12 protein-coding genes are annotated in these 12710 nt (G+C 54.8%); 11 read left to right on the plus strand and 1 reads right to left on the minus strand.

Features of this window, described 5'->3' with window-relative positions:
- Positions 1 to 148: 148 nt before the first annotated feature.
- A complete protein-coding gene (gene astB, locus J6J34_RS04170; protein ID WP_301773683.1) occupies positions 149 to 1495 on the minus strand; it encodes an N-succinylarginine dihydrolase in 1347 nt (448 codons plus the stop codon).
- 238 nt (positions 1496 to 1733) lie between these two features.
- On the opposite strand from astB, the gene topA reads away from it, so the two are divergent.
- From topA to J6J34_RS04225, 11 genes are all read left to right on the plus strand, one after another.
- A complete protein-coding gene (gene topA / locus J6J34_RS04175; RefSeq protein ID WP_301898541.1) occupies positions 1734 to 4433 on the plus strand; it encodes a type I DNA topoisomerase in 2700 nt (899 codons plus the stop codon).
- 176 nt (positions 4434 to 4609) lie between these two features.
- On the plus strand, positions 4610 to 4960 hold the full coding sequence (locus tag J6J34_RS04180) for a hypothetical protein (RefSeq protein ID WP_301836654.1): 351 nt from the start codon (positions 4610 to 4612) through the stop codon (positions 4958 to 4960).
- Positions 4957 to 6480 carry a hypothetical protein gene (locus J6J34_RS04185; protein WP_301898542.1) on the plus strand — a complete coding sequence of 508 codons (1524 nt, stop codon included), beginning with the start codon at positions 4957 to 4959 and terminating at the stop codon, positions 6478 to 6480. Before J6J34_RS04180 ends, J6J34_RS04185 begins: the two co-directional genes overlap by 4 nt.
- Entirely contained in the window at positions 6477 to 7670 is a 1194-nt protein-coding gene (locus tag J6J34_RS04190) for a hypothetical protein (protein WP_301898543.1), read from the plus strand. Before J6J34_RS04185 ends, J6J34_RS04190 begins: the two co-directional genes overlap by 4 nt.
- Complete coding sequence (locus J6J34_RS04195) at positions 7667 to 8125, plus strand: hypothetical protein (RefSeq protein ID WP_301773689.1); 459 nt, start codon at positions 7667 to 7669, stop codon at positions 8123 to 8125. The genes J6J34_RS04190 and J6J34_RS04195 overlap by 4 nt, the downstream gene beginning before the upstream one ends.
- 1 nt (position 8126) lies before the next feature.
- On the plus strand, positions 8127 to 9524 hold the full coding sequence (locus tag J6J34_RS04200; protein WP_301898544.1) for a GspE/PulE family protein: 1398 nt from the start codon (positions 8127 to 8129) through the stop codon (positions 9522 to 9524).
- A complete protein-coding gene (locus J6J34_RS04205; RefSeq protein WP_301836653.1) occupies positions 9512 to 10549 on the plus strand; it encodes a type II secretion system F family protein in 1038 nt (345 codons plus the stop codon). The genes J6J34_RS04200 and J6J34_RS04205 overlap by 13 nt, the downstream gene beginning before the upstream one ends.
- A 37-nt stretch (positions 10550 to 10586) precedes the next feature.
- Entirely contained in the window at positions 10587 to 11027 is a 441-nt protein-coding gene (locus tag J6J34_RS04210) for a type II secretion system protein (RefSeq protein WP_301719878.1), read from the plus strand.
- Between the two features lie 12 nt (positions 11028 to 11039).
- Positions 11040 to 11285 (plus strand): hypothetical protein, encoded by a 246-nt coding sequence (locus J6J34_RS04215; RefSeq protein WP_301773692.1) that lies wholly within the window; start codon positions 11040 to 11042, stop codon positions 11283 to 11285.
- On the plus strand, positions 11282 to 12004 hold the full coding sequence (locus J6J34_RS04220) for a hypothetical protein (protein WP_301898545.1): 723 nt from the start codon (positions 11282 to 11284) through the stop codon (positions 12002 to 12004). The genes J6J34_RS04215 and J6J34_RS04220 overlap by 4 nt, the downstream gene beginning before the upstream one ends.
- Complete coding sequence (locus tag J6J34_RS04225; RefSeq protein ID WP_301898546.1) at positions 12001 to 12708, plus strand: hypothetical protein; 708 nt, start codon at positions 12001 to 12003, stop codon at positions 12706 to 12708. The genes J6J34_RS04220 and J6J34_RS04225 overlap by 4 nt, the downstream gene beginning before the upstream one ends.
- Positions 12709 to 12710 lie beyond the last annotated feature (2 nt).

A 12710-nucleotide genomic window follows, 5' to 3' on the forward strand; every position in this document is an offset into this window, starting at 1 on the left:
TGCGTCCAAGCTCCCGTGAACTTTCATGTTGAGCACGCTTCGCTAATTCAAGCTTGAATGCTCTGTGATGTTTAGACATAAAAAGACCCCCAGTAGTAGGAATGTCCAACTATTGGGGGTCACTTCAGTAATGCGGGCTTTTTTGTTGTTAGTCGATTTGGAACGGGTAGACCGAGCCAAGCTTGAGGATTTGAGTTAACTCATCAAGCGCCGAGCGTGATTCCGTTAACAACTGAGGATCGCGGAGGTCATTGACGCTAAGCTCTTCGCGATAATGTTTATCGACCCAGTCGTTCAGGCGTACGAATAAGCCATCGCTCATAATGACCGCCGGGTTTACCGCTGCCAGCTCATCATCATTCAGAGCCACGCGCAAGCGCAGGCACGCAGGGCCGCCGCCGTTACGCATACTTTGTTTTACATCAAAGTAGTGTACCTTTTGGATCGGGGTATTGCGCTGTACCAGCTCGTCCAGATAAGCCGAAACCCGCGGGTTTTCCTGACACTCTGTCGGCGCGATGATGGCCATGCTGCCGTCCGGCATGGACAATAACTGGGTGTTAAACAAGTAGGTTTGCACCGCGTCAGCAACGGACACTTCACTGGTTTTGACACAGATAAAGTGAACCTTCTCATCACCAAACTTCTGCTGAATCTCCGCCAGTTTAGCTTCGGTGTCCAGGAAAGCTTGTTCGTGGTAGAAGAGCACGTTGCGGTTGCCAACAGCGATGACGTCGTTATGAAATACGCCCTGGTCAATAACATCCGGGTTTTGCTGCAGGTACACAGTATTTTCGTCGCTCAGGCCGTGCAGGCGTGCGATGGCACGTGACGCCTCATAGGTCTGCCGGGCTGGAAATTTAGTCGGTGCGGGCTGACTTGAGTCGAACGCGTAACGACCAAAAGTGAAGATCTCAACGCCAGCATTGCCATAGTTGCTGCACAGGCGTGTGTGGTTCGCTGCGCCTTCATCACCAAAGTGCTCATTGTCAGGCAGGTGCAGATGATGTTCAAAATAACGCGGATTGGCAAACATGGATTGCAGGATGCGGCCGCTGGTCATCGGCTCAAGGGAGCGATGAAACTTATTGGTTAAGTTGGCCGGGGTAAAATGCACTTTGCCGTCGGCGGTGTCCGCGCCTGGTGAGACAGTGGCCGCATTGGCGGTCCACATGCTCGAGGCTGAACACACTGCCTGATAGATTTCCGGAGCCTGAGTGGCGGCTTTATAGAGCACTTCACCGTCATTCCCGGTAAAGCCCAGACGGCGTAAAACATCGATATTAGGGCGTTCGTGTGGCGCAAACACGCCCTGAACCATACCCATATCATGCAACGCTTTCATCTTGGCGAGACCTTGCTTTGCTGCGGAGCGGGGACTCGAGCTGGCTTTCGCATTCGATAGCGATGCCACATTACCGAAGGACAATCCTGCGTAGTTGTGGGTAGGTCCAACTAAACCATCGAAGTTCACTTCAAAGTGCCGAGTGCTCACGAAAATCCTCCATTGCAGTTGCAAGCAAGTTAACAACCGCTATTATACGCACAAGTAAGGGCTTGTGTAAGCCTTGATATTGCGCGCCGCCGCGCGGTTTGGAGTGATCCGAGTCTGACTTGCATGGCTATAAGCAAATAACGAATTTTTATGAATTTTGCACGGCACGGTTGTTTCGTCTGTGCAGAAACGATATATCTAAAAAAGAATCCCATCTTACTAGGTTGCAAAGAGACGCATGGCAAAATCGCTAGTTATTGTCGAGTCGCCAGCCAAGGCGAAGACCATCAATAAATATTTAGGTAACGATTTCGTAGTGAAGTCGAGCGTCGGTCACGTGCGTGACTTACCAACACGGTCGACCGCAGAGGTCGCCAAGAAATCTCCGGCAGAAGTGCGCAAGATGTCGCCGGAAGCGAAAGAGGCGTATCGCCAGCAGCGCGAATTTAAGAAACTGGTGGCGCGCATGGGGGTCGATCCTGAACACGGCTGGGACGCCCATTACGAAGTTCTGCCAGGTAAAGAGAAAGTTGTTAGTGAACTGCAAAAACTGGCGAGTAAGGCAGACGCAATCTATCTCGCGACGGATTTGGACCGCGAAGGGGAAGCGATTGCCTGGCACCTGCGCGAACTCATTGGCGGCGACAATGAGCGCTTCCGCCGGGTGGTCTTTAACGAGATCACTAAAAACGCAATTCAGGACGCCTTCTCACAGCCTGCGCATCTCAATATTGATCGGGTGAATGCCCAGCAGACCCGCCGTTTTCTGGATCGGGTGGTGGGTTTCATGGTGTCACCGCTGTTGTGGAAGAAAATCGCCCGCGGCTTATCAGCCGGTCGGGTGCAGTCGGTGGCTGTGCGCCTGGTGGTGGAACGTGAACGTGAAATAAAAGCTTTTGTGCCGGAAGAGTACTGGGACATCTACGCAGATTTAACTACAGATCAGCAACAGGATCTGCGAGTGCAACTGGCGAAGTACCTCGGCAAAACGTTCAAAGCGAGTGACAAAGAGCAAGCGGGAAAAGCTGTTCAAGCGCTCAAGCACGCCGATTTCAAGGTACTGGAGCGGGAAGACAAACCGACCAGCAGCCGACCCTCAGCACCATTTATCACATCTACACTACAGCAGGCCGCCAGCACGCGGCTGGGCTATGGTGTGAAGAAAACCATGATGTTGGCTCAGCGCTTATACGAAGCGGGGCACATCACCTACATGCGAACCGACTCGACCAACCTGAGTGGTGAAGCCGTGGCATCTTGTCGCGACTTTATCGGTAAGCAGTATGGTAAGGACTACCTGCCTGAAAAACCTAATTTATATGGTGCCAAGAAAAACGCTCAGGAAGCGCACGAAGCGATTCGGCCATCCAGCGTTAAGGTGAAGTCTGAATCGCTGAAAGACATGGAGCGCGATGCCCAGCGCTTGTATGAGCTGATCTGGCGTCAGTTTGTGGCCTGTCAAATGACTCCGGCGCGTTACGATGCCACGACCATCACTGTCGGCGCGGGCGATTACGAGCTGAAAGCCCGCGGCCGGGTGATGCGCTTTGCCGGTTGGACCAAAGTACAGCCGCCAGCGGGTTCAAAAAGTGCCGAAGACGCCACCTTGCCTGATGTCAAAAAGGGCGAATCGCTGAACCTGCAGGATTTAGATCCGCAGCAGCACTTCACTAAACCGCCAGCACGGTTTAGCGAAGCATCCTTAGTCAAAGAACTTGAGAAGCGCGGCATTGGCCGACCTTCGACCTATGCCTCAATTATTTCGACGATTCAGGACCGTGGCTATGTACGGGTTGAAAGTCGTCGCTTTTATGCGGAAAAAATGGGCGAGATCGTGAATGACCGGCTGGTGGAAAATTTCTCGCGTTTGTTGAATTACAACTTTACCGCAGAAATGGAACAGGCCCTGGACGATATCGCTGAGGGCAAACGTGACTGGAAAGATACTCTGGACGCGTTTTACGCGGAGTTTTCGAAGAAACTTGAACAGGCGGAAATGCCCCCGGAAGAAGGTGGGATGCGTGGCAACGAGATGATCCTCACCGACATCGATTGTCCCAAGTGTGGTCGTAAAATGGGGATTCGTACCGCCTCTACAGGTGTATTTTTGGGGTGCTCGGGCTACGAGTTACCGCCCAAAGAGCGCTGTACCCAGACCATTAACTTATTGCCTGGTGAAGAAGCGGTGAAAGTCAGTGATGACGATGAAGCTGAAACTGAGGCGTTGCGAGCCAAGAAACGATGCCCTGAGTGTGGCACGGCGATGGACAGTTACCTGATTGATAAAGAGCGTAAGTTGCATGTCTGTGGTAACAATCCAGCTTGTCCTGGCCAGTTGGTCGAGTTTGGTGAGTTCCGGATTAAAGGGTATGACGGGCCAGTACTGGAATGTGACCGCTGTGGCAGTGACATGCAGCTAAAAACCGGTCGTTTTGGTAAGTACTTTGATTGCACTAACGACGACTGCAAGAATACCCGCAAATTACTGAAGAGTGGTCAACCTGCGCCACCGAAGGAAGATCCGGTACCTTTCCCTGAGTTGCCTTGTGAAGATTCCAACGCGCATTTTGTGTTGCGTGATGGTGCCTCCGGTATCTTTCTGTCTGCGAATACCTTTCCGAAGTCGCGCGAGACCCGGGCTGTTAAAGTTGCTGAGCTGAAACGCTTTAAAGATCGCATTCCCAAAAAGTTTTACTATCTGGCAGAAGCGCCGACCGAGGATAGCGCCGGGAACGAAGCGATTGTGCGTTACAGCAGGAAACAGAAAGAGCAGTACGTGATCACCGAAGAGAACGGTAAACCTACGGGGTGGCAGGCACATTATCGCGATGGCGAATGGGTTGAAACCGAGCCGAAGGCCAAAGCCAAAGCCAAAGCCAAAGCCAAAGCTAAAACCACCACCAAGGCCAAAAGCACAACGCAGAAACGTAAGAAATAATTGCCTTGAAGTTAGGCTTTTAAACGCTTGTACGACCCCCTGCTAGCGACTAAAGTTGCTAGACATCGTCAAGGATGGCGATGCATGAATGACACGGAGGTCGTATGCTTTTGCAATCTACTTGGACACCTGTCCAATGGCGTTTCGTCGCAAGCAGTTTAGCATTATGCTGCTTGTTGACGACGCCAGTCCAGGCACAAGAAAACTGCCAGCCCTTTAACTTTTCACAGACAGAGCGTGCAGCGCCAGCGGCCACCAGTCCAGCCGTGGAACTGGCTCTGACTGCGGGATTGTTGCAGCCGCAGATTGAAACACTACTCAAACAACACTTTGCCATTCGTCAGCTGGACTGGCGCGCCTCCCCGCATTACCGCTGGTCGACAGACTTCACCCTGACAGCAGCGAGTTGGGAAGCTGCGCTGGAGCGAGTTTTACAGCCTTATCAGTTACAACTGACCCTCTATGCCAATCACACTGCGGTGGTGAGCCCTGCTGCGGTGACTTCTGCTGCGGGGAGTAAGCCATGAGCTGGCGGATGTGCTGCTGGGGGGTGGGCATCGCCTTGCTGGTATCAAGTTGTGCGACGCCACCGGAGCAAGATGGTTTAAGTCAGCAAAAAAACCGCGCGCTGGCAGAACTTGCAAAGCTGGACCCGGGCAATAACAGCGGCCAGCAAAACGCCACCATTACGCATTCACCGGAACTTTATGTGCCAGCGGCTGGGATTCATGCCGAACACGTCCCCGTCTGGTTCAGCAAGCCAGTTGTGGTGAATGCTTCAGGCGTAGGTTTTCATGAACTGTTAGCAGATGTCTTTGCCAGCGAAACTGTCAGCTTAGGATTCAGTCAGCCTGAACTGCGGGACCACCCCTTGCACTTGCAGTTTTCCGGCTCTCTTGGCGAGCTGCTGCAGCGTCTTGCCGATCATACCGGTTGGCACTTTACCCATAATGATCATCGGGTTCACTGGAGTCGTTGGCGCACAGCAGAATTTGATGTCGCTTTCATCGCTGGTGCCACCAAGTTTTTTATGGGAAATCGTGAGATGACCCAAAAGAATCAGCAGCAAAGCTCTGCACCATCAGCAACCGGGGCGTTGGCTGCAGCAGGTGCCGCCGGCAGCGAACAATACAGTAACTTCAGTAACACCGAATTGAGTGTCTGGGATGATCTTGAGCGAGCTCTGCGGCTTTTGTTATCCGAGCAAGGGGTATTGAGTATGAACCAGAGTTCAACGTCAGTGCTGGTGAAAGACAAACCCCATCATGTGGCTCAGATCGAGCACTACCTCAGACAACAAAATGAACGGCTGACCCGGCAGGTTGCCATTGAGGTGCAAATCATCGAGGTCAGTTTCCGTGACGAGGAGCAACTTGCGGTGGATTGGCAGGCGCTGGCGCGAACTGCTGGGGGAAACGCGGTGCTGGGGCTTGGCAGTAGTGCCTTTGGTGGGCTGGGCGAAGAGTTGGGTGGGCAGCTGTTCTGGCAGCGCAAAACAGGGCGCACGGCCGGCTCCGAGCTATTTATTGAAGCCCTGCAGGAGCAAGGATTAGTGCAAATTAGCAATCAACCGCGGCTGCTCAGTCTGAATAACCAAATCGCCAAGATCGCTTTGCAGGACAATGCCACTTACCTGGCCTCCGCTGGGACCACCAGCACAGTTAACGTCGGCGTCACTACCACGTTGCAGCCGGGGCTGGTCAGCACTGGATTTGAGCTTTATGTGTTACCCAGCATCCGTGATGGCGAGGTAATTTTACAGCTCTCCACGGAACTCTCGGACTTGCTTCGTATTGATGAAGTGCGCTCGGGCGAGCAGCTGATTCAAACACCTCATACCAATCGGAAACAGTTTTTCATGCAAGCGGTGGTTGGCGATGGCCAGACATTACTGCTGTCCGGGTTGCGCAATGAGCGGCAGCAACGTACCGAACAACAAAGCTGGCTCAGCTTTTTACTCGGCGGTAAACAGCAACAACAGCAGCAGCAAAGTGAAACGCTGGTGTTATTGACGCCAACCATCATCGCACGTGAGGCGGGCTCATGAGTGACTTCTGGTTAATCAATGGCTGGCGTCAACAAAGCCGCTCGACGCGGGAGATTGATACTTATTTACGGCGTGCACGCGAGCGTGGCTTCAGCCATTACGCGGTTGGCAGGCAAGGCCGCTGCTATTGGCTGGTGTGCGGGAATAGCGCACTGACAGCGCCGCAGTACGACATTGCTTTGGTGGTGCGGCGCACCTTCGCCAGCTTGCACCAAGCTATTTATCTGGCGCCCTGGCAGGGTCAGATTATCTGTATCGCCTGGCAGGGAGAACGGTTACGTCATTGCCTGGCCTGTCGCCACGATGCGGAAGGGTTACATCAACTGCAGCTTGTTCTGCAGCAATTGAGCTGTGATGGTAAAGGTCAGCCGACCGCAGTGATTGCCAAGCAGACTCCGGAAGACCTGATCGTTTTGTGCCGGACACAGCTTTGTCAATGGCGGCTATTGCTGCAACAAAAGGAGCTTCGGGAATTGCAGCTCCTTCGCAGTGCCAGACTCAAGAGTCTTGCCCAGCGCCCCCCCTGGCAACAACGCCAACGGGCGCTGGCAGCAAGTCTTATCCTACTGAGCGCTGCCGCCGCGGGCGGCTGGTTATTCTGGCCGCAACCGCAAACGTCGTTGCCACCGGAGCAATTGAACCGGCAGGCGGTCCCGCCAGCTGGTGTTACCATCGAGATCCTGCAGGAGCTGCCGCAACTCTTTGCTGGCTTTCGTCATCTGGCGGGCTGGCAATGGCGCTCAGCACAACTGCAAGGCACCCGGCTACAGGCTGTGGTGGTACCGAGTTATGGTCGCAGCGAGGAACTGACTCCGCAGTTACCTGCGGGTTGGATAGTCCAGGAGCAGGGCCAGCAGGTGGTGCTAACCCATACTCGCGTAACCGAACCGCTTGGTGACATCGACCCATCCGGGACCCCTGAGTGGCTTAGTCAGGGCGCGTTATATTTCCCTGAATTGAATCTGCAATCCGGCGCCGGCGGTCAGGACAGCAGCTACCGTTGGCAGCAGTGGCAACTGCGGCTGGCCAATACGGATTTTACTGAGCTCAGCCGCCTGGCAGCACTATTGCAACAGGCCAACCTGCGTGTCACCAGCCTGAAATTGCAAAACGGTAAAAAATTACACATGGAGCTGACGGTTCGCGCCTACGAACCCATTCCCATCACGCAAGGAGAGCGTACCTCATGATTGCTTTCAGTTTGTGCTTTATGTTGTTTAGTGAAGTTGGTGTTCAGGCCGCACCGCAACTAACGCCTGAGCCGTTACAGGAACAGTTGCGACAGGTCAGTGAACTGCGCAATGAGGAACTCGCTGAGTTACGCGCTGCCGCCAGAGTGCGCAAGTTACAGCACGAGCTGCAAGTGGCACAGTTGCGTCATCAGATTTCGGCGTTAGACCAACCTGACACCTCCGCGCAACTTGCTGAAGCTGTCCCTGAACACCCGCTGGCGGCGTTGGAATTACTTAGCGTGGTGCGCAGCGGTGAGCAGATCAGCATCTGGCTTGAGCACGCGCAGCAACGTTTTAGTGTGCAGCCAGAACGTAGCAATGCCTATGCACTGGATGTGCAACTGCAGGCGAACCGTCTGACACTGAAACAAGACGGGCATGAGCGGACCTTTTACCTGCAGGGAGAGTGGTAAGATGCGGTACATTACTCCGGCAGAATGGCAGGAAGCCGAAGCGGATCAGCACTTCCTCAGCGAATGCCTGACCATTACTGAGCGCGAAAATGAAGCGGATACGGCGGTCGTGGTGACCCGTGATGGCTGCCTGATTGCGACCCCCGATGCCTGGCAGAAGGCGTCATTGGATCTGTTAAACCTGAGGGTGGAGTTACAAGCCCGCCAGCAGTTTCGCACCAGCTTGCTTGGCGAGGCGCGTGATGTACGAAGTTTTTTACACGATGCCGAGGCAGCGCAGCAACACCAGCAGCAGCAACAGGGTGAGATAAAGTTTGACCGTACCCGCGCACAACTTGCGCTGGAAGATCTGATCAGTCAGGCGCTGTTGCTGGGCGCTTCTGATATTCATCTGGTGTTCGATCCACAGTGCGCCTCACTCGCCTTCCGCGTCCACGGGCGCATGGTGGGCCATATTGAGCGGCCGCGGGAAACCCTTGCCGCAGCCATTGCGGCGGCGCTCAATACCCGTTCCGATGACTTTCGCGAGCTGTTCGATGAGCAGCGACTTTCCAGCGCCAGTATCAACGTGGTGGTGATTCATCAGGGGGAACCGCAGCGATTGCGGTTAAGGGTTCAAAAATCCCCCACCCGTAATGGCTTTGCGGTGACCATGCGCGTGCAGCTTGAGCGGCAGAGCATACAACGCTTTGAGCAACTCGGCGTAAGTTCTGCGCTCACCGCTCAGTTGCGCTTGGCATTGGAGCAGCCCACCGGATTGTTCATCATTGCCGGCCCCACCGGGCAGGGTAAAACCACCAGTTTGGCGGCGTTGAACCTGTTGATTCCACCTGATCATAAAATTATTTCGCTGGAGGATCCTATTGAGATTATTCAGCCGCACATTGAGCAAAAACCTGTGGCTGCGGATCATCCTGAACTGAACTTTGCCAATATGGTGAAGGTGGCCTTGCGGGAAGACCCTGATGTGATTTCAATCAGTGAAATCCGTGATAGCAAAACTGCGCAGGCGGCCTATACCGCAGCACTGACCGGGCACCTCGTCACAGCAACCCTGCATGCCCACGACTGTTTCGGTGTGTTGCAGCGGCTAAATGATCTGGGCATCAGTAATGGCGTGCTGGCGCAGCCCGGAGTTCTTTGCGGCATTCTTGCACAGCGCTTGGTGAAACAGGACTGCAGCGCCTGTCAGGGGCAGCCGAACCATCAGGATTGTGAGCAATGTCAGGGTACCGGCGTAGGGAAGCGGCGTTATGTCGCTGAGTACCTGGAGCCCACCGCCGAGTTAAGGTGCGCTTTACGCAATGATGATCTGGAAGCCTATCGGCTGCAACTTATTGCCAAAGGGTGGCCAACGCTCGCCGCACAACTGCAACGGGAGGCGCCATGCAGCGCTTAAAACGCCCGCTGGGCCGAGGCAGTCAGCTGGCACTGCTAGAGGATATTGCGCTGGCGGTGGGGGACGGCTTGTCGGCCGCCCAGGCCTGCCAGGAGCTGCGTCAGCATGCCGAACAACAGGGCCTGAAGCGCGAAAGTGAAGCTGTCGGAGCAATGCAGGGCGCAGTCTATCAGGGCGTTCCTATGGCGAATGCTATGCGCGACTGGTTCGCTAATGATCTTTGTATGCTGGTCAGTATCGGTGAACGCAGCGGTCTTCTGGACCAGCTCATTGCCGCACAGCGGCTGTTCGAGCAACAACGCGCGGCGGCAATACAAGGATTTTGGCGACCTCTCATTTATCCATTACTGATGGTACTGATCACGATGTTTGCCTGCTTTGGCGTGGGTCAGAAGGTGATGCCCAAGCTTGCCGCGGGCGTTGCGGAAATGCACTGGCCGTTTCTGAGTCAACAGCTACTTATGGTGAGCTCGGGCCCCTGGTTAGGACTACTTGCCGCATTGTTACTGCTGACCATTTTTGTCTGTTGGGGACCCTATCCGGCGATTGATTTCCGTTTCTCCTGCTGGCGCTGGTTGGCTGGGCGCGGCGCCTTTGTCATCCGGCGCTATTTTGACGGGGTGTTGCTGTTGCAGTCGTTAACTGTGTTATTGCGAGCCGGAACGCGGCTTGACCGGGCGTTACAGGCCATGCAGGAATTTGGTTCAGGCTCGCTGGCCTATGCCTTGCCTGAACTTCGACAGCGTCTGGCGCGGGGGGAACGGCGCCTGGTCGCTATCCTCGACTGCGGCCTCCTGTCACCAAGAATGTTATTCCGACTGAGTAACGGCAGTCGAAATGCCACCGAGCATGGCACCTTGCAACGTGTCGCAAACTACGCCGCCGCAGACGCGGTGGCGGCTTTGCAACGTTTGCGAGTGGTCATTCAAGTCAGTTGCTACGCACTGATTCTCTGGTTGTTGCTGTTAACTGTTGGAGGTATGGGCGCCATGCTGATGGCAGTCACCCAGCAACACGTACGTTAAGACATGAAAGCAAACTACAAAACATGGAGTGTTTATTATGAAAAATCAGCAGGGTTTTACTTTTATTGAAGTTCTGACAGTGCTTGGCATCATCGCTTTAGCGACGATCGCTACCCTGGCGGTGCGTGACTGGGCGGTTGGCAACTCGCGAGTCAGCGAAGCGAAAAATCAGATCATTACCGTGCAGGCTGGCGCGCAGCTATGGCGTCCCCGCAATGGCGACTTTACCGGCATTACCATGACTTCAATGTCGCAGATTGCCGCGGTACCTGAAGCTTGGGGCGATGGCGCAGGGATTAACCCCTGGGGCGGCGCGATTAATGTGGAAGCGGATTTAAGTGACAGCAGCCGCTATGTCGTCACCCTGTCGGGTATCGCTCAAGATGGCGAAGGCGCCCGGCTGGCGCGTGATTTTACCGACTATAGCATTGATAGCACCTACAGCGCCGGCACTCTTACTCTGCGCTTTCAGGGTTAAACAGGAGTACGCATGATGTCTGGCAAACCCTCGCCAAAAAAAATGAAAGGCTATCTGCTGCTCGAGTGGGTCATAGCGGTGTCCTGTCTGGCGGGGTTTGCCCTTCTGACACTATCAATGTTGAATCTCTGGGAACCCAGTACGACTGTGCAACAACTGGAACAGCAGCAGGCGTTACGGTTATTACATGAAAAGCAACAGGCGCTGGCAAGCGACCAACAGCGCTGGTTACTGCAGATGCAACAAGGCCCCTTATGAAACAACGTCGTGGTTATATTTTATTCGAGCTGGTGATCGCCCTGAGTTTGCTTGCCGGGGTACTGGTCATGAGCCAACAATGGCTGGTGCGGCAGCATCAGGTGCAGCAGCGGCAAGGTTGGGAACTCGAAGCACGGAATCTGATGACAGCGCTGGAGCGCTTCTGGCTTGAGCAACGTCGGGTGCCGGACAGCCTGAGTGAGTTGGTCAGTAAAGGTTATATTGCCGAGGTATGGCAACCCTGGGGGCAGCCCTGGCAACTGAGCACGCAAGCCAACCTGCTGCGATTGCAAACTCAGGCTCCTGATAGCACTGAAGCCCGGTGGCTGGCGCGGCGTATTGCAGGTGCCAGTAGTACAGTTGATGATCAGTTACAGCTACACGTCTGGCAGCCGCTTTTGTTAGCGCTGCGGGAGCGTTACTTGCACCGCATACCGGATCCTGATGCGCCAGAATACAGTGCCATGGCGTCGGATCTTGATATGGGCGGTTTTAGTATTAAAAATGTCGGCTTGATCGAGGCGGAACGGCTTGCCGGTCAAACCGCAACGCTGCAATCCGCTACTATTGCCGATCTGCGCGCCAGCGAAGTGGTTGTAACCACATTGAGTGCGGCGCAAGCGACGGTGGCCGGATACGATGTAGTGACCATCATTGAGCGAATGCAGCAGTTAGAACAAAGCTGGCAAACCTGCAAAGCCCAGGGCGGCTGTCAGTGAAGGAACGGCAATGGTCTGCCCGGGGCAGGCAGGGCCAGGCTGCGGTGGAGACGCTGGTGGCACTACCGGTCCTGATTTTGACCGTGTTACTGGTGGTACAAGTGTTATGGTTGGTGTTTGCCAACGCGACCTTTCGGGTGGCTGTGAGCTATAGTTTACGCGCGGGAACCATCAACCATGGTTCCATCAACGCAATGGAGCGCACCCTTGTTGCTGCGATGGCGAGTCTGCAACCGCTGCTGCCGGACGGAGCCGGGCGGGAGCAGGGACCCAGCCGTAACCAGCTGCGCCGGGCGCAATTAGCAGCGACGGCCAGACAATGGTTACATTACCAGCTGACCGGGCGTCTGCAGATTCATGGTCCTACTGAGGCAGTACTCAGAGAGCACAGCGAAAGGCGCTTTGATTTGATGATTGACGACTGGGTCAACGAGCTGCCTGTTGATTATGCCAGCGCCCGAATACAGGACACAGATGCAGTTGTGTGGGAGCAACAACGGCAATTGGATATCGAAGTCTGGTGGTGTTTGCCGCTGGAAGTGCCGTTAGCGGCGCAAGTGCTGATGCAGTTACGCCGCTGGTGGACCTCGCCGGCGCAGCGGCATTGCCGGCTACGCGAAGAACTCACCGGGCGGCCCTTATGGGCCATGCAACAGCGCCTTGCGGCGCCCTTGCTTAGTGGTTATCGGGAAGGGCTGAATTAAGC

Origin of the sequence: Pseudidiomarina terrestris, assembly GCF_030466405.1 — a bacterium.
In the GTDB taxonomy this organism is placed as follows: Bacteria; Pseudomonadota; Gammaproteobacteria; order Enterobacterales; family Alteromonadaceae; genus Pseudidiomarina; species Pseudidiomarina terrestris.